The 17,789-nt window shown below is 38.0% G+C and carries 15 protein-coding genes; 6 read left to right on the plus strand and 9 right to left on the minus strand.

What is annotated here, in order from left to right:
• Nucleotides 1-367 precede the first annotated feature (367 nt).
• From MSBRW_RS10405 to MSBRW_RS10430, 6 genes are all read right to left on the minus strand, one after another.
• Entirely contained in the window at nt 368-652 is a 285-nt protein-coding gene (locus tag MSBRW_RS10405) for a ferritin family protein (protein ID WP_011307715.1), read from the minus strand.
• Between the two features lie 84 nt (nt 653-736).
• Nucleotides 737-1,882: a PQQ-dependent sugar dehydrogenase gene (locus tag MSBRW_RS10410; protein ID WP_011307714.1), complete on the minus strand. Its 1,146-nt coding sequence runs from the start codon at nt 1,880-1,882 to the stop codon at nt 737-739.
• A 112-nt stretch (nt 1,883-1,994) separates the two neighbouring features.
• A complete protein-coding gene (locus MSBRW_RS21190) occupies nt 1,995-2,612 on the minus strand; it encodes a hypothetical protein (protein WP_011307713.1) in 618 nt (205 codons plus the stop codon).
• Nucleotides 2,613-4,081: 1,469 nt separating this feature from the next.
• A complete protein-coding gene (locus tag MSBRW_RS10420) occupies nt 4,082-4,345 on the minus strand; it encodes a hypothetical protein (protein ID WP_011307712.1) in 264 nt (87 codons plus the stop codon).
• 25 nt (nt 4,346-4,370) lie between these two features.
• Nucleotides 4,371-5,747 carry a M48 family metalloprotease gene (locus tag MSBRW_RS10425; RefSeq protein ID WP_011307711.1) on the minus strand — a complete coding sequence of 459 codons (1,377 nt, stop codon included), beginning with the start codon at nt 5,745-5,747 and terminating at the stop codon, nt 4,371-4,373.
• Nucleotides 5,748-6,278, minus strand: a complete 531-nt coding sequence (locus MSBRW_RS10430) for a hypothetical protein (protein ID WP_011307710.1) — start codon at nt 6,276-6,278, stop codon at nt 5,748-5,750.
• 655 nt (nt 6,279-6,933) lie between these two features.
• Here MSBRW_RS10430 and MSBRW_RS10435 point away from each other — a divergent pair.
• From MSBRW_RS10435 to MSBRW_RS10450, 4 genes are all read left to right on the plus strand, one after another.
• Nucleotides 6,934-8,163: a right-handed parallel beta-helix repeat-containing protein gene (locus MSBRW_RS10435; RefSeq protein ID WP_011307709.1), complete on the plus strand. Its 1,230-nt coding sequence runs from the start codon at nt 6,934-6,936 to the stop codon at nt 8,161-8,163.
• A 322-nt stretch (nt 8,164-8,485) separates the two neighbouring features.
• Nucleotides 8,486-9,589: a DNA polymerase IV gene (dinB, locus tag MSBRW_RS10440; protein ID WP_011307708.1), complete on the plus strand. Its 1,104-nt coding sequence runs from the start codon at nt 8,486-8,488 to the stop codon at nt 9,587-9,589.
• 211 nt (nt 9,590-9,800) lie between these two features.
• Nucleotides 9,801-10,841, plus strand: a complete 1,041-nt coding sequence (locus MSBRW_RS10445; RefSeq protein WP_011307707.1) for an AI-2E family transporter — start codon at nt 9,801-9,803, stop codon at nt 10,839-10,841.
• A 38-nt stretch (nt 10,842-10,879) separates the two neighbouring features.
• On the plus strand, nt 10,880-11,788 hold the full coding sequence (locus MSBRW_RS10450) for an MBL fold metallo-hydrolase (protein ID WP_011307706.1): 909 nt from the start codon (nt 10,880-10,882) through the stop codon (nt 11,786-11,788).
• 210 nt (nt 11,789-11,998) lie between these two features.
• On the opposite strand, the gene MSBRW_RS10455 is transcribed toward MSBRW_RS10450, so the two are convergent.
• On the minus strand, nt 11,999-12,790 hold the full coding sequence (locus tag MSBRW_RS10455; protein WP_011307705.1) for a helix-turn-helix transcriptional regulator: 792 nt from the start codon (nt 12,788-12,790) through the stop codon (nt 11,999-12,001).
• Between the two features lie 414 nt (nt 12,791-13,204).
• Here MSBRW_RS10455 and MSBRW_RS10460 point away from each other — a divergent pair, with 414 nt between their 5' ends.
• Entirely contained in the window at nt 13,205-13,627 is a 423-nt protein-coding gene (locus MSBRW_RS10460) for a UPF0228 family protein (protein ID WP_230669684.1), read from the plus strand.
• Nucleotides 13,628-14,000: 373 nt separating this feature from the next.
• Here the strand turns inward: MSBRW_RS10460 and MSBRW_RS10465 are convergent, their stop codons facing one another.
• On the minus strand, nt 14,001-14,276 hold the full coding sequence (locus MSBRW_RS10465; protein ID WP_011307703.1) for a hypothetical protein: 276 nt from the start codon (nt 14,274-14,276) through the stop codon (nt 14,001-14,003).
• A 272-nt stretch (nt 14,277-14,548) separates the two neighbouring features.
• The gene (locus tag MSBRW_RS10470; protein ID WP_011307702.1) at nt 14,549-15,544 is read right to left on the minus strand and encodes a trypsin-like serine peptidase; all 996 of its coding nucleotides are present in this window, start codon (nt 15,542-15,544) and stop codon (nt 14,549-14,551) included.
• Nucleotides 15,545-16,667: 1,123 nt separating this feature from the next.
• On the opposite strand from MSBRW_RS10470, the gene MSBRW_RS10475 reads away from it, so the two are divergent.
• A complete protein-coding gene (locus MSBRW_RS10475) occupies nt 16,668-17,732 on the plus strand; it encodes an IS5-like element ISMba15 family transposase (protein ID WP_011307701.1) in 1,065 nt (354 codons plus the stop codon).
• The last annotated feature ends 57 nt before the right edge of the window (nt 17,733-17,789 follow it).

Here is a 17,789-nt window from a genome sequence, read left to right on the forward strand (position 1 = left end):
TCTGTGAGACACCAACTGCGTAACTCCTAAATGTATCATAATTAAGTTGCCATGAAACTAGCTCTTGACAGAAGAAATGTTGAGGTCCTTTATACACTCTCGGCGTATTTTATGAAACACCCACTGAACAATATCCCGATAATGAAGTATATCGTATGACTGAAGAATTCATTGCCGGTAACCTGTTGTAATTAAGGTATAATTTGCAGAAGAACCTTAGAAGAACCTGACTATAAAATTAAGTTTAAAAATTTGGTTTCCCTGAAAGTTTTCAGGGAAATTCGAGGCCTTGAGGGATCCAGATAAATTGATTCGGAGATATATTTGGAGATATATTTAGAGATACATTTAGACTTTGAGGACGCAGTTACTTTGACGATATCTCTTCCACCTCTTTAGCTCCGGCCTCGAGTTCCTTTTTCTGTTGAGAGTCAAACTTAAGTAAAAGAGCCTGAAACTCTCCTATGTGCGTTTTTTCTTCTTTTGCCACATCCATAAGCACGGCTTTTATATTCGCATCTTTTGTTAAGTTTGCCATCTGTTCGTAAAGGTTTACAGCATCAAGCTCGGCGACAATTGCAGCTCTGAGAACCTCTTTATCAATGTCTTCTTCAGATATGCTTTTAAGATCTATAGGTATTTTGGATAACAACTTGTTATTCCCCCTGTTTACGTATATGCAAGTATAAAAATAAATACATTTACCAGATTACGATTACCATATAATGGAATTGGATCAGCTGTAGCTGATCCTGTAGATTGCATTATTTTTGTCATCCGAAACAAGCAGTGCCCCATCAGGCATCACAAGAACATCCACAGGCCTTCCCCAGGCCGCAAGTCCCTGAAGCCAGCCATTAGCAAAAGGTTCGTAACTTACAGGCTTTCCGTTCTCCAGCCTGACAAGAGAAACCCGGTATCCAATTGGAATTTTTCTGTTCCAGGAGCCGTGTTCTGCAATGAAGATCTGGTTTCTGTACTCTTCAGGAAACATTGTACCTGTGTAAAAAGTCATTCCAAGGGCAGCCACATGAGGCCCCAGCTTCATTTCAGGAGGTGTGAATTCTGAGCAGTTCCTGAGTTTCCCGTATTCAGGATCTGGAATATCTCCACCGTGGCAATAAGGAAAACCGAAATGCATTCCCTTTACAGGCGCCCTATTAAGTTCATCCGGAGGCTCATCATCTCCAAGCCAGTCCCTTCCGTTGTCAGTAAACCATAATTCTCCGGTCCTGGGATTCCAGTCAAACCCGACACTGTTCCTGACACCCTTTGCAAAAATCTCAAGCTGGCTTCCATCAGGTTCCATTCTCATGATTGTTCCGTACCTTTCGTCCTCTCCCTCCTTATTACAAACATTGCACGGCATTCCTACAGGCACATACAGCTTTCCGTCAGGCCCGAATTTGATATATTTCCAGCCGTGTGAGCGATCGGACGGGAAATTATCGTTCACTACAATAGGTTCAGGCGGATTTTCAAGCCTTGCTTCGATGTCATCATAGCGGATCACCCTGGAGACCTCAGCGACATATAGCGAACCGTTCCTGAACGCCACCCCGTTTGGCATGTCTAGGCCCTCAGCAAGCACAAGAACCTCGTCGGCTTTACTATCATTGTTCCGGTCAAGAACTGCATAAACTTTCCCTGTATCCCGGCTTCCGACAAAGATAGTGCCATTAGGGCTAAGCGCCATTGACCTTGCACCCTCAATATTCTCAGCATAATAATCAATGGAAAAACCGGGTGGAAGCTCGATACAGTTAAGTCCTGTCCCGTTATCTCCGCAATCATTAAGTGGTATGGTTCTGAGAACCGCATAAGCTACAAAGATAAGTGCAATGATTGCAAAAAAACCAAGTATTACTCTTGTTCCCTTCATTTCCCCACCATTTTTTGAGATTCTATCATTTCCCTACTATTTTTTGAGATTCTATCATTTCCCTACTATTTTTTGAGATTCTATTATTTCCCTACTATTTTTTGAGATTCTATCATATGAGAATTTCTGCAATCTCAAAAAGTTCAATTTCAGTCTCAGGTCTAGAATACCCTTGCCCTTTCCAGCGGATAATTCCCTTCGGGTCTAGCAAAAAGACATAGGCAAGGTTTGTATCATCCATTCCAAGAGTTTTCTGATAGCCGGAGTAATCTCCATAAAAAGTAACTACGTTGCCATGTTTTTCTACTGGAATCCCACTTCTCATACCTGAGTCGATTGCCCAGGAGACGATCTTCCAGGCTTTGTTTATCATCGGAATTTCATAGACTGCAAACCTGCTGTCTTTTCCAAATTTCCTTTCAAAAGGCCGAGTCCAAGAATCAATCATATCCTGGGCACTACGCACAAAAGCAATACAGATGAGTATCACCCTTCCCTCCAAAGCCCCTGGAAAAGTTACGACGTTACCTGCAAGTGATTTTGATGTGATTTCCGGAAAAGGCTGTCCGATAATATTTTTTTCAGTTTTTTCAGGATAAGCATCCCTTTGATTAATTGCCTCGTTCTTCGAAGATTCAACTTCTTCTGAAATAATCTGCTCTAAATTCTCCTGATCTTTTTTAATTAAGCTCCCCCCGTTTGAAATTAGGGAATAAAGATGAAAAGACATACAAATTACACAAGTTTATCATATGTGGTGACATAATGAAGACGTGGGAGGTTCTGAACATGTGGGAGGTTCAAAGGAATTGTTGTCCATATAAAACCAGACCCGAAAGTGTAGTTGTAGATAGGAAAATACAATCGGAATCGGACAACAGGAAATTATATTTATGCGTTAAATGAATATTGTAATTTTGCAAATAAAAAACCTCCTCAACTGATAAAAGAAGCCATAGAAGATATCAAAGCGGGCAGACTAATGAATGAACGTCGAATTCTTTAAGAATTCCTAAGATACGTAGCGTTTTTAAAGAAGGTAAAAATCGTACCGAACACAAAGAGCCTAAAAATTGCAGGTATCGCATCTTTTTTCAAGAATTTTTACACCGATGTTTCCACATCGAGAATCAACATACCAATAGAACCGCTAGTCAAAAATCAAATTTAGAAAACAAGACGATTCAAAAGCTTAAGAGCGAAGTTTGACAACTCAGATAAATCCATGGACGAGAGAACATCCATGGAATAAGAGATTATGGATATTATAGCAGGCGAAATGAACGTTTTGAACCGGGTGACGGTTTTGAAGATAAGTATCATTGGCATTTTCAAGGACTGAAAAACGATACTGCATACAAAAAAAATCTTATGAATATGAAAAAACGATTATATTAGACGTTTTCATAGAAAACGAATTTCACGATGAATTGAAAAAATATGAAAACAATAGAAAAATGGAATGAAAACAGGCATATAAGGACTCTTTATAGGTTGCTTAACAAGATTTAACAGTTGAAGAAGCGACTAAAACAGAAAGAGTTATATGTTTGCGTGGACATATCGGTATTGTGGGCCGACCCAAAGTATCAAGACCAAACAAAACCAAACAAAAAATCCTGTGAACTGTCTAGCCGATTTCGAATCCTATTTATTAGGAAGCCATAATTCGCATCGGCCAGCCCACTTTTTTCTATTTTTACGATTTCGTTTTAAGCGAAATTTGACGAATAACAAATTGAAATAATATTGAAAGTGTTTTAACGGAGTGTGGTTAGAGTATAGTAAAAGTAATACCAGTAGCTGATTCGACCCACCCAAAAAACACACCCGAGCAGCCAATTGTGAAATTCTCAACTTGAGAGGATATTCACAATTGATTGACACTATTTTTTGAATTTTCCGGTTATGACTTGTTGGGTGAACTGTGACCCCCCACCCTTCACGGGAATTTTATTCAGAATATTGTTTTTCATGTAATGAACTATGTATTCACCAAATCAATTTTAGACTATATTTAATTCAAAAAAGATGAAATGTCGGATTATGAAAAGAGGTAACATAAAGAAAGAGAAAAAGGAGAAGAAAAATCTTTAGAGAAATCTATGTTTGGTTTCTCTTCGTTATCTGAATCTTAGAGAAATCTATGTCTGGTTTTTTCTTCATTATCTGTATCATCCTGACCCCTTTGCAAAAATCTCAAGCTGGCTCCCATTGGGTTCCATTCTCATGATTGTTTCCGTACCGCTCGTCCTCTCCCTCTTTATTACAGACATTGCACGGCATTCCTACAGGCACATACAGCTTTCCGTCAGATCCGATTTTGATGTATTTCCAGCCGTGAGCACGGTCAGATGAGAAACTATCGTTCACCACAACAGGTTCAGGCGGATCAAGCCTTGCTTCGATGTCATCATAGCGGATCACCCTGGAGACCTCAGCGACATATAGAGCAGCGCTCATTGAAGTATCTGGAAGAGAACAGCACTCATATGAAATATCCGAGAAGAAAAAAACAAAATACAATTCCTGCACTCAAAACATATTGCTTATAATTATCCCGATTAGAAAGTTCAACTTCTCCTGCAAAAAATCTTACCCAATAGACTGCAATAGTAGGCCAGAGTAAAATAAAGACAGCACTAAAGAGCCATACTAGAGAAGTTGTCCGTAAATATGCCCCTATACTAGCGGCTAATGAGTCAAAGATATCATCAAACCCGCTTAATCCCGGAATATATGCGATGAAATTTCGGATCAAGAGCTCCACTATTGTTAAAAAATAAGCAAGTGGGAACAGTAAAAGGAGTACTACCCTACTTTTTGATTTGTTAGTATCATTCACCATCCATTTCCTAAACCATTTTGGAGGGTGGGAAACCTGTGACAGGAGCCAACGGACCATAGACACTTCATCATAAAGCCTGTCTAAAGCTTTTTCCGGAGCATCTGGAGAGACTGATGCTCCTGCCATAAATCTGTCTGCATTGAGTTCTGCACACCAGATTCCGGCAATAGGGGGAATAAAAGCATTAATTGTCCATAACAATAACCATAGTGTAGTAAACAGCAAAATAGGCAAATATAGAAGTAAATTTTTAAGCTCAAATACGATTATTGAAACTAAAAAATTCAGAATGTGAATAATAGCCTCCTTCGAGGACATTCCAGCATCTATCATTACATCTAAAAAAGTAAATTCTTGATAAACACTGTCATAGAAAGAAGTAATTCCCTGAGTAGTCAGAACCAGAACAGTAGGGACTAAGAAAAAAAGTACAGCAATGGTCAAGCAATTCTTAAGAACCCATTCAAAAGCGCTTCCTGCGCCTATAACTAAAGCATCTCCATTTCGATAGTGACCAATTTCATGTAATAGAACAGATTCTGCAGCTTTTCGGTCTAATTTCCATAGCCTCAAAAAACCTGCGAATATAGCTATGGATGCCTTACGGTATCCTGAAGCGTATAAAAAAGCATTCTGGTCAAAACGGTTAAAATTGACTTTAATCTGTAAGTTTTGGGCATGGATTTTCAGAAAATCTTCAATTTCAGAGGTCACTTGCTTTACACTTTTAAGCTTGTCTGGAGAAACAGAGTCGATCTTAACAAGGTCGAATTTCTTTTCCAACCATCTCGCGCGAATCTGAGGGAAAGATATAGTAATAATTCCAAAAAACAAAGCTAATGAAGGCAGAAGTTCCGGGATATTTGCAAGTGGCAGCGGCCCAAGAAAAGAAAACAGATCCCTGGAATACCATTTCCAATACTTTACCTGGATAGGAAAAGTAAACAGGTAGAAAACTAACCAAAACCATAACCAGGATGGCAGTGTACAGTTCTTTTGTAAGGTTTCTTTCTTCATTTAAGACTTCGCCTTCTCAGGCTTTGATAATATATTTACGAAAAGAATCGAACTTGAAGGATTGTCAAGCAATCTCATTAAGGTGCGATATGCAATTACTTCTGATTCTTTTTTAGGAAGTCCTGATTTACATATTTCGTCTGTAAATGTTTCCAGTAAAGTCTTTAAACCTGCACAGAATTCCTCAGGTAAAGCTTCCGTTCTGGACTGATTCAAAGATACTGTTTCCTTCTTATTTTTTATTTCATTTAGTATACTCTGTATGTCCTTTATAGCGGATACAGGGGAGAGAATTTGAGTAAGTAACTGAGAGGAATTTGCTATACTTTGCAGAATAAGGGGAAACACAGTCATAATCTCTGTGATTCCAAAGCCTCCAAGCACGCACTCCTTCTTCTGGGAGAAAAGGCTTTCTCGTTCCTTTCCACCACTGATGAAAGCTTCTGTCATTAGCGGAGCAAAATCCAGTTCATCTGGAGCCGCAACCTCTGCAATTTTTATGGCCCAGGTTTCAATTATATCCGGATTCATGTTTCTTATCCTACATAGCTATACATTTTAAAAAAATATAACTTTATTTCTTTCCAGCTTTTTACTTAAGTTAAGTCTCTAAGTTAAGTCCGGACTCACTTAGATTAGATTGAATATATAAACAAATATTCGGGGATAAATACGAATTTTTAAGAAATTATAAGAATCTGAGGGTTGATATAACTTTTCTAAAACTTTATTTCCAGTGGTATCTGTTGTTAGCAGCATGAATTGATACTAGCGCTTCGATTCCAAAATCGATTCCTTATTTCCTGGAAAAGTCCATGATCATTGGATCTATTCAAAATTCAATTTTTATGGACCTACTTAGGAATCGCAGTTAGTATCGCAGCAATCCTCAAGGATTCCCCGATCACAAATACTTGCAATCGATTTTATACGACATTTTATCGTTGACATGACACCAATGATATAATCCACAAACTGTTGTTAAGTTGGTATTAAAATCTCAGATTTTCACATTTGATTACAAATTTCTATCTTATATAGTCCTGTATATCTTAATTTATCCTGAACAAATTATTGTTTAGAAGGGTTTATGCTTCTTGAAAACATATTATAACCAATGTAAATAATATTTTGGGATTTAAAATAAATTAATTTGAAAAAACTGCTTGCTTATTGGTGGTTTTAAATGAAGGCTACAGTATGTAACATAAAAATCGGTATTAAAGTTGTTCTATTCTTTTTTGCTCTGTTCCTGGCTTTAGGGTCTACTACCGCTGCTACCTTGACTGTAAGCAACAGCGAGGAAGCTGACTATACATCAATACAGAAGGCTATTGACTCTGCTTCCGAAGGGGATACTATCCTGGTTTCTTCAGGTACTTATATTGAAAATCTTGTTATCACAAAATCTTTAATCCTTAAATCGGTTTCCGGAATTCCTGAATATACCATTATTGAATCTTCCAACCCGAAAGATCATGTTTTTAATGTAACTGCAGATTCTGTAAATATAAGTGGTTTCACTATAACTGGTTCGAGTTCTCCATATGCCGGCATATCATTTTATGGCTGCGATAACTCGACAGCTACTGATAATAAACTCCTGAATAATAATGAAGGAATCTGGCTGGACTCGGCCAGCGGATGCAGAATTCACAACAATATTGCAAACTCTAATAAAGATTCAGGCATCTTTCTCTATGATTCAAAAGATAACATCATAGAAAATAATACCTTAAATTTAAATGAATTCTCTGGAATTAGTCTGAACAATTGTAGCAAAAATATTTTAAAAAACAACCGTGCAACTCAAAACAAAATTGACGGAATCTTTCTTGTAAATTCAAGTAGTAACCTTCTTCTCAATAACAGCGTAAATTCAAGTGAATTTTCAGGAATTACTCTCAGTGAGTCAAATTATAACGAAATGAAAAATAATTCTGTTTATTCGAATTGGAACTGCGGATTCTCACTTGTAAATTCTAGCAACAACATACTTACTGGCAATGATGCAGAAAAAAACAATTTTGGCGTCTTTCTGAAAAATTCAACCAATAATACCGTCGAAGGCAATGAAATATCAGAAAACTCCGAGGGAGTTTGCTTACAGAGTGCCTCTGGCAATAAACTCTACTCCAACAAGATAAATTTTAACGAATGGTATGGTATTGATACATGTGAATGCAAAGATAATAATACCTACAGTAAGAACCAGATCAAAAATAATTACATTGGGTTCTATATTGACAAATCCAATGATAATATAACAGAAGACAATTTACTGGAAGGCAATGAAAAAGACATTGCGAAATCTCGTCCTACTAAACCTGTACTAACGCTACTTATCATTGGTGTTACTCTTATCTTTGTTATTATCATTGTTTTTGTTTTTTTAAAGCATAGAAATTCAAAATGAATACTCGAATTTAGAAGAGCATGGAGCGAGGAAATGTGAAGAGAATAATTCTAACCTTCATTTCATAAACGAAAAATAGTATACGAAGCTTATCTCTTTGCAATCCTTCTCCTTACGTTTTATATTCCTACTTCATAAAACAGGCTTGAAGTCCTTGATAAATCAGAAGGCACTGATACAATTTTAAAGCATCTTTTTGATAATGTTTATGGGAATATTTTAGCGATTTATGTTACTGAATCTATCTTCCAAGGTTTGAACAAATTAATACTTTCACTCTACTTCCTCAAACCTTTTTTATATTTTTTCCAATCTGAGAGTAATGCCTATCTCCAGTTCGAAAATAAATCCTCCTGAAAGGCGAATTACCTTCCACGCAGATACGGACAGTTTCTTTGCATCAGTTGAGGTAAGGGAAAGGCCGGAACTGAAAGGGCTGCCTGTAGTTGTGGGCTCTGACCCGAAAGGAGGTTCAGGAAGGGGAGTTGTAAGCACTTGCTCGTACGAAGCGCGGAAATACGGTATTCACTCGGCAATGCCCATCTCACAGGCTTACAAACTCTGTCCTGATGCGGTTTTTTTGCCTGTAAACATGAAACTCTACGCGGGCGTTTCGACAAAAATAATGGAACTTTTGAAGGGATTTGCAGACAGGTTTCAGCAGGTCAGCGTGGATGAAGCCTATCTTGTACCAGGACCCGAAATCACGAATTTTGAAGAAGCTGCCCTTTATGCCCTCAGTATCAAGGATAAAGTAAAGGAACAGGAAGGAATTACCTGTTCAGTTGGAATCGGGCCAAACAAATTAATCGCAAAAGTCGCGTCTGGTTTCCAGAAGCCTGATGGGCTTACCGTCGTCAGTCCTGAAGATGTAAGGAAATTTCTATTTCCGCTGCCGGTTTCAAAAATTCCAGGAATAGGGGACAAAACGGCTGAGACGCTGAAATCAATGGGCTTAAACAGAGTAGAAGAACTTGCAAACTTTGATGTACAGTTGCTTTCTGGAAAGTTCGGTAAAATGGGGTTCCGCATGAAGCAACTGGCAAACGGGCTTGATTTTGGGGAGGTTCGGGAAAAAGAAAGTGTAAAATCAATTAGCAGGCATGGAACCTTTGCTGAAGACACCAGTGACCCTGTAAAAATCACCGGGTCTCTTGACCTGCTTGCTGAAAGTGTGCATAGTTCTCTCCTCAAAAACAAGCTTCTTTTCAAAACCGTAGTCCTCACCGTGCGTTTCGAGGATTTCTCTACTTATACACGCTCAAAAACTATCTCAATCTGGACTTCGGACATCTTTGTGATCAAAAGAACAGCCATGCAGCTTCTCTCCGAATTCATAGGAAAGCAAAAACTCAGGCTAGTAGGCATAGAAGTCACCAAACTTCGCGAAAGGGATGAAAATCAAACCCTGATAACAGACTTTTAACACAACCCTTTTCAAAAAAAAGCTTGACTGCAACCCTTTTCAAATAAAGTTTGACCGCAACCCTTTTCAAAAAAGGCTTGACCGAAAATCCCAGCAACATTTGAATTTGAGGTCCTTATCCCCAAACCCTACCCGGCGTGATCAACCGGCGCAACGGTTGATTTGAAACAGTCATACTTATATTTTAATAATAGAAAGCTAATTAGGTTTGATGAAAAAAGCTGTAAAGATGGCTCTGGCCCTTCTCATAATTGCTGTTCTGACTGTGCTTATTACTTATGCTACACTTCCTTATTTAAATTATATTTTTGGGGCTTTGATCCTTTTTATTATATTTCGTCCTTTATACCATTTTCTCATAAGAAGACTAAAGATTCGGAAGCAATTCGCAGCCTTACTTATAATAATAATTTCTATCTTTGTTGTACTAGTTCCTCTTTACTTTCTTTTGAATACAATCATCGACGAAATCGAACAGCTTTTAGTTAATCAGGCATCCATTCTCGCGTCTATTGAGGCTGGAGGTCACTTTTTAACTGATTCTCTCCTAAGGCTGAATATTCCTATAAATATATTCCAGGCCAAAATTGAAGAAAAAGCAATGGAACTTGCTTCACAGGCCGTTAATTACACAAGTCTATTCATTGTGGAGTCAATCCAGAATCTAAGCCATCAGTCCATCGGGCTATTGATAATGTACTTTCTGCTTTACTACCTCTTTACTGAAGAAGATTCAGATTTTATGCGCCAGGTCTCTGTTGCAGTTCCTTTCAATGAAGAAAATACAGCCACTCTTCTGGATGAATTCCGAAAAATTGTTCGGACGACTCTTATCGCCAGCGGGGCAGTTGCTCTTGTCCAGGGTGGAATTCTGACTATAGTATTTGTTATCTTTAATATCCAGGGAGCTTTCCTCTGGGGCTTCATCGCAGCAATTCTATCCTTTTTACCTGTTGTCGGAGCGCCTTTTATTTGGGTTCCTGCAACTATTGTCCAGTTTTTCCAGAAGGACTATACTGCAGCGATCGCTATACTTGCAGCTGGGATTTTTATAAGTGTTATTGACAATTTCCTCAGGCCAATTATCCAGAAAAGAGTTGGAGAAATCCATCCATTTCTGTCCCTGCTTGGGGTTGTTATAGGAGTATCCCTTTTCGGACTGTTAGGAATCGTTATAGGTCCCCTCTTGCTTTCCTACTTTGTTCTGACCGTACAGATGTTTTCCAGAGAATACCTTTCTGGAAAGGAGTAAAATGTGAAGATTGAAATACTTGGGTAAAGGAGTAAAATGTGAAGATCGAAATACTTGGGTGTGAGTCTTTTGGGGCAAGATCCCTTGCCTGCGTTGTAAAGACGGACGATAGAACGATACTGATCGATCCCGGAGTCGCACTTGCACGCTTACGTTCAGGCCTTCTTCCTCACCCAATAGAGGTTGCAGCTGCTTTCAGGATAAGAGATAAAGTTCTTTCTGCATTTGAGCAGGCTACAGATGTCGTTATCAGCCATTTTCACGGTGACCACATGCCAATGAGGGCTGAAGATCCTTATCAGCTCCCAATGGAAGTTCTACCTTCACTTGGCGGGATAAATTTCTGGTGTAAAGGCCCAGAAAAAATTTCAGGCCTTTCTTCAAAGAGGAGGCGTGAACTTTCGGATTTTCTGGGTTTCTCTCTCCCGGCTTCGGAAGGCGTGAAGTCTGTCAATATGGAGTTTTCTTCTCCTGTCCCTCATGGAGCCAGGGAAAAAGGCTTCGGTACTGTAATGATGACCCGGATCTGCGAGGGAGATGAGGTTTTTGTCTATGGTTCTGACATCCAGCTTCTGGACAGAGAAACAGTCCTCAAAGTGCTCGCCTGGGAACCTACAATTGTTTTTGCCTCAGGTCCTCCTCTTTATCTTTCACACCGCGTCCCTGAAGCAGGAAAAGAGGCTTCAGAAAATGCCCTCCTTCTGGCCAGGCATGTGGATACCCTGATTCTGGACCATCATCTACTCAGGTCTTTTGAAGGATACAGCTGGTTAAAAGAATTGGCTGGAAAGGTTGAAAGCCGGGTACTCTGTGCTGCAGAATTTATGGGAAAGGCTCCGGACCTTCTTGAAGCTCAGAGAAAAAAACTTTATGAAAAAATGCCCGTACCTTCAGGCTGGCACGAAGCCTATTCAAAGGGTAAAGTAGGTTTTGAGGAATATCTCTGAAAGGCGGCTGGAAGGAATAGAAACACCGCTATTTCTCTGGAGCATGTTTCTCTGAATAGTTCTCTGGAGCATAGTTCTCTGGAGAATAGTTCTTTGGAACATATGGACTTACAGGTTGGTTTTAAAAATCCCGATTTTATTCGGTCAGGGGACACAGGTATAATTATTAATATTATGCATTGGATGCGATTGTCGATATTACGCATGGGTTTAATTGTCTATATTCTTAATTTGTTTGGAGCGCTGCTCATAGTAGTCGTATAGCTCTTTTCCCCAGGCCCGAGCTCCTGTCTCAAAACAGATCATATATTTTCGGTCAAAGACCGTGCTTTTCGGGAAAAGAGCCATTGCCATGAAATTATCCGCTACTACAATAGCAGGTATCCTTTCACAATCCTTGCAGACAAAAAGCTTAGCGTTTTCCTTTTTAAGGTATTGTTCAGTCTGTTCTCTGTAATCTTCAATCCATCTTTTCAGGATGGCCTCGTGAAGTACCAGCGATATGGGGATTCCTTTTTCGGCAATTTCCAGGTAAAAAGAAGGGAAAAGTGGGTGGAAATATGAAATTGCAACCTTTAGCTCTTTTGCCGTCCGGACATTTTGGACGTATTCCGGTATCATCTCAAACATATAGTCTACTTGAGGTTCGATTATAGTGCAGTGCCCAAGCTCGTTAATTCTTCGCAGGAGAAAAGGCGGAATCTCGTTCACTTCCCTTTCTGTCCAGTAATTTGTGTTCTCTTTGAGAATGGCAAGCGTGTCCACAAGAGGCTTCATCTTCTCAACCACAACTCTGCCTATCTCGCTCAGTTTATAGAGGTTTTTTTCCTGGACTACCAGGTGCTGCTCTTTGAGCTTTTTTACCTGGGGCTGGACTGAGGTTGCACTGGCATTAAGGGCTTTTTTAATTGTTTCAATATCCTTTGGCCCTTCAAGCAGAAGAAGTAGTACATTCTTTCTTTTTTCAGAGAGAAAAATCAGATTGAGTAGATTGTTTTCCATATTATGCACCTTGACCGGCTGCCTGCAGGCTTGTAAATATATAAAAATTTTATAAGCTTAGAGAAACTTTGCAATAAAGAAAGCTTTACACTAAAAACTGAAATATACTAATGTTTTCTATAAAACTTGAAAATTAATCGTTAATATATTTTTCTCTTTAATTTATAAGTGCAGTGCATTTTCATTAATTTTTTTCTCCGGTAAGTGCTTTTTTCCTGAGAAAACCTCAACTAAGAAACTCAATTTCAAAATGCATATTTGTTTAACAAATTATATATATACCGTTGTACGTCGTTGTACACCGTTGATTTTAATTTCTTAGTGAATTTTTCGGGATTGCCTTCCGTGAAAGTTTTTATCTTTTTTCTGATTATCATAATATTATTGGGACTATGCATAAAAACTTCAGTTAATATGATAAAGCAAACTCAAGAAACTAAAGTAGGTGGCTTAGATGTCGAATTTGAAAATGGAACTACTGAACCGGAAGTTAAAGCCATTCTTGAAAATTGCAACTTGAATGTGCATATACCGGATTATGATGTGGAAGACATAGTAGATAAATACTACATAAAAGTAGAAAAATACTACATAAAAGTAGAAAAATACTACATAAAAGTAGAAAACAATGAAAATATCGTTATAAGAGATAAATTTAAATCTGCTCCTGATAAAAAAAAGAAAAACTATTACATAATTTCTTTATCCGAACAAGCTATTGAGAATAAAAGCTTTCTTGAAATGCTGGATAAAAATAATCTTCAGATTAAAAAATTCGTCTGGTATGAACTTCATTTTGGGAATGAATCTATGAATTGGATTCCAGAGAGGGCTTAAATTTAAATAAAAAATGAGCTTGAAATGAATGAGACAGTTTTGAACGTATCCCTTAATTATATAGATGGGTAAAAATATGCAGAATTTTGTTTGAACTTTCTAGCGAGATACGATTCCATAATCTAGTGATTTTTCTTATTTTTGCTTCCTTAAACCTACAATTTTCTCTGCTAACTGCCTCAAAAAGTTGCAATGATCTTGAAAAACAGATTCTTTGGCATTTTTGCCAAAGAATCAGTATATTCATTTGATATTTTTTCAGAATTTTTCAACTAAATCGATATGCTCCACTACTTCCCAAAGTGAAATTATTTCTTTCAAAAAGTTTGTTTATTTCAAAGCTATCAGGTAATCCGCCACATTGAAGTAGTTGTTACTCATCACGCAGCTCATGAAATTTAAATTGCTGGTTACCCAGTTCAAAGATATTGATAACTTTCTTGATCTTTGAACCATCCTGCATGCAGAATTCTACGAAAAACTCGCGTTGCGGCGGATTGGATTTCATGAGATAATCAGCCAGTTGTACGGACTCTACACCCTGTTGTGACCTGATCCAGGCCTCGATTTCTTCAAGAGACCTAGCACTGTCAATTACCGAAGACAATTTTTTTTCAAAAACCTGAAAATCAGCAGTTAAGAGTGACATCTTGTACGCTTCTGTTCATTTGACGATACTGTTCATTTAGCGATACTCTTCATTTGACGACGTTGCTCATTTAGCGATATCTTCATTTGACAATATAAGCTAACACGACTATGGTTGCAGCTATAGAAATTGACGCCGGGCTGTGTAATTCTCCTGAGTGAAAGGTTGAACCCAGTGTCAATCTGACTTCAGGACTGAAAGCAAGAATCCTTATCATTTGCCTGTCAGAATAATCTGATAATCTGGCTGACACGTCAGCTGAGGTACTTTTCTTAACGCGGTATTGGTTGTTCACGGAGGAATGAAGGTTCAGGAATAAGCTGCTGAAATTCAGTAGTCCGTGTACAGTCCTCCCCTCGGCATCCGGTACTTGGACATACAAGGGACACATTGCAGGTGCCCTGCCTGACGAAATCGGTGTCACCCCGAACAAGAATGCCTTCAACCTCGTGAGTCTTGCTGTTAAAAACCGGTGATCCTGAGTTGCCTCCATAAGTATCCAGATTTGCTATAAAAAATGCATCTGGCTGGTTATCGCGAACTGAGGCTCCACCCGCAAATTTTGTAGGCAAGCCGCTAGGATGCCCTATCACATGCAAGGCTTGAGTCTCATTTATTTTTCCATTCCGCCTAATCCGGACAACATTGTGATTATTCACTGGTCGGTCGATGCGTACAAGTGCCCAATCCGGTCCATTTCCTATCTCCTGCCGACCTATGAGCTCTGCACCACGGTAGATTTCAGTATTGTTAATGGCAGTTTCCGCATTATCTGTATCGCGCATCCTGAATCCAAAAACGAAACAAATATTTGTTACGTTGCCAGTATTCACACAGTGTCCTGCCGTGGCGATAATGTCCGGTGCAACGAGAAACCCGGAACAGAAAGCTCCAGTTGGCTGGTTCCTGAAGCGCTCTCCAGGGCACAGGTTTTTAGCTGTCCCAAAATTATTGATTTGTAGCGAAGAGGTACCGTCCCCATTGTCAGTCACTTTTGAAGCTCGGAAAAGGGCGACTACACTGTCCGCGTCATTCCTATCCGGCCCAAATGGAAGATTGCATACGTCCACCCGGTCATCAACGCCATAAATTACTTTCTGTTTTTCTTTAAGAACTTTTGTCATAGTTGCGTCGTCAAATTCCTGAAGACTTTCACTCGGCTCTGCCAGTCCTGTAGGAGTAGTTTCTCTGGCCTTTGATTCACGGGCTCTTAACTCCTGCAACAGTTCATTAACAGGCATTTCTTTCAATTTCTGAATATTTTCCATATTAAATTTCCTCCTCTCACGAGCATTTGCACTTTTTCCGGTATAGCCGTTAAAAGATTACTTGCTGACCAGCTGTGACCTCTACAAGGCTTCACCCACCCTGCTCAAGCCCCAATCTTTGATTGGTAAGAGCCGCAAATTATTACCTCTTCCATGTCCGTTTGTTGAGCATCAGATTTATTTTGACCGGCAAAGTGACTTTCTCGCTTTAAGTTATTCTCGCGTTAAGTTCTTGTTTTAAAATTTAAAAGTAAAATCCAGCGCTGACCACTTCAAGGCTGAATTTTTGAATTCCCTGAGTATAATGTGTATCCTATTTTCGGCAGATACGTATCGTGGTTCTGGCAGACAACTCATTTTTGCTAATCTATTTATTGAGCTTGTTTCGTCTATCTGCCTGTAGATATTAATATAAATATAATAATATTAAATTCTCAAAGAAAACGTGTTTAGAATCTATAATCACGATTGCGTATCCACCTGGTGAATGGTACTAATGTAAAAAATTAAAAAATAGTATGTGTTTTGGAATAGTATGCGTTTTGGACTTGTTTTTCTATATGGTAAATATATTGAAAAGTTCACTTGGTAATACAAAATATCTGCCGAAAGGGATATGCAACACTCATAGCTTATTAATGAACTGATTATTAATTGGCTAATTATTGAGTTCATCCCAAAACCAGTTTTATACTCAAAATTGATAAGAATTTCAGAACTATTTCCCGTGATCAGAAACTCATTGATTATTCTTAATCCCATATTTGAAAAAGAAGTTTTGAGTTATGGGATAGGCTCATTAATAAACTGATTATGATCCCAAAACTCAAAAACTGTTTTTCTAAACCCGGTTATGAATTACCAATCAAATACAATATTTTTATCTTCTTTCTTTAAGTACATATTTTTTTGATTCAGATTTCTTTTTTGTTAATTATATCATTAAAAATTATAGGGTCCTCTTAAACTCACTCTCAAACTAGAGGTTATTACTTCTTTGTTCCATTAATTAAGGTTATTAGTAGTTCCCCTCAAAAAAGTACATTCAATTTTTCGTCTGAATTTTAATTAATGTCATAAAAAATCGTAAATTTTATTGAGAAGGATTTTCAATCCTTCTCTGGTGATTATTACGAAACCTCCACTTATACCACTAAATGAAGATTTCAAATGGCAATTGTTGTCCGAAATATTAAATGTTTTTGATTTGAGATTCTGTAAGCAAACTCTTACAAGGAGGGGCATTGTGCCCCTCCACAGATCAGTACCTACTATAAAAATTGTTCTTCTAAGCATGTTTTTTTCTTGTGAAATCTCTTATGCTATAAAGGAATTAAAAGAAAGAGAAAGCTTGAGAAACTTTTTAAAAATCAGTTTAGTACCAACTGAAAAGGAAGTTTATGGCATTCTTAGTAAGTATGAACCCCAAGAGTTTACTGCTTTTGTTTTTGAAATATTGAATGATTTATGCCCTAAGAGAAAAAATGGATCAAGAGACATTATTATTGATAGTACTGACATAAACCTTAACCTGAACTGGCACGCTAAAAAGATTACCAAAGAAAGCCTAAAAAACAAAGAATACAAGTGGGGCCATTCAACCCATAGAGGTTTCTTCATTGGTATGAAACTTACTCTTGCACTTGATTCTCAAACATTAAAACCTTTAGCGTTTCTGATTAATGAAGCAAATGTAGCAGAACCTAAAATTTATCCTGAAATACTTAAAGAACTTAAAAGAAAGAGAATAATAAAAGCAGGTGACGTTATCTATGCTGATAGAGAGTACTATTCCTATGAAAACTACGTTATATCTGTAAGAAATTTTAAGGTAGTACCTTTAATTTTTCCAAGGAAAAACTGTAATTTTAAGAAACTTTTCAATATGTTTAGATATCCTCTGAAAATATTTGATTTAAGAAGAAATACTGAAAAAGAAATTAAATTCTACAAAGAAATAATTGCAAAGTTTAAAGAGTTAATAAGCAAATGGAAAGAACTCAGATCTGTAAGGTCAATCATAGAAGATGTATTCAAAATAGTGAAGAAAGCATACTCTATGGAGAATTTACACAGATATACAAGGAGTTCTGTCCAAAAGTACTGTTCTTTAGCTGTACTTTTAGTAGGGGTAACTGTAAATTACGGTATTAATGAAAGGAAGGAATTGCAAGCCTTCTCTGAATGAAGAAATTAAGAGGGGACTATTCTATTTTCACTCTAGTAGGACCAAACTCGCCAATCA

This window comes from Methanosarcina barkeri str. Wiesmoor (assembly GCF_000969985.1).
Taxonomy (GTDB): domain Archaea; phylum Halobacteriota; class Methanosarcinia; order Methanosarcinales; family Methanosarcinaceae; genus Methanosarcina; species Methanosarcina barkeri_B.

What these genes read in the sequence shown, in the direction of transcription:
- MSBRW_RS10410 (WP_011307714.1), bottom strand. Translation starts at nt 1,882, where the DNA reads ATGAAGGGAACAAGAGTAATACTTGGTTTTTTTGCAATCATTGCACTT.
- MSBRW_RS21190 (WP_011307713.1), bottom strand. Translation starts at nt 2,612, where the DNA reads ATGTCTTTTCATCTTTATTCCCTAATTTCAAACGGGGGGAGCTTAATT.
- MSBRW_RS10420 (WP_011307712.1), bottom strand. Translation starts at nt 4,345, where the DNA reads ATGAGCGCTGCTCTATATGTCGCTGAGGTCTCCAGGGTGATCCGCTAT.
- MSBRW_RS10425 (WP_011307711.1), bottom strand. Translation starts at nt 5,747, where the DNA reads ATGAAGAAAGAAACCTTACAAAAGAACTGTACACTGCCATCCTGGTTA.
- MSBRW_RS10430 (WP_011307710.1), bottom strand. Translation starts at nt 6,278, where the DNA reads ATGAATCCGGATATAATTGAAACCTGGGCCATAAAAATTGCAGAGGTT.
- MSBRW_RS10435 (WP_011307709.1), top strand. Translation starts at nt 6,934, where the DNA reads ATGAAGGCTACAGTATGTAACATAAAAATCGGTATTAAAGTTGTTCTA.
- dinB (WP_011307708.1), top strand. Translation starts at nt 8,486, where the DNA reads ATGCCTATCTCCAGTTCGAAAATAAATCCTCCTGAAAGGCGAATTACC.
- MSBRW_RS10445 (WP_011307707.1), top strand. Translation starts at nt 9,801, where the DNA reads ATGAAAAAAGCTGTAAAGATGGCTCTGGCCCTTCTCATAATTGCTGTT.
- MSBRW_RS10455 (WP_011307705.1), bottom strand. Translation starts at nt 12,790, where the DNA reads ATGGAAAACAATCTACTCAATCTGATTTTTCTCTCTGAAAAAAGAAAG.
- MSBRW_RS10460 (WP_230669684.1), top strand. Translation starts at nt 13,205, where the DNA reads ATGATAAAGCAAACTCAAGAAACTAAAGTAGGTGGCTTAGATGTCGAA.
- MSBRW_RS10465 (WP_011307703.1), bottom strand. Translation starts at nt 14,276, where the DNA reads ATGTCACTCTTAACTGCTGATTTTCAGGTTTTTGAAAAAAAATTGTCT.
- MSBRW_RS10470 (WP_011307702.1), bottom strand. Translation starts at nt 15,544, where the DNA reads ATGGAAAATATTCAGAAATTGAAAGAAATGCCTGTTAATGAACTGTTG.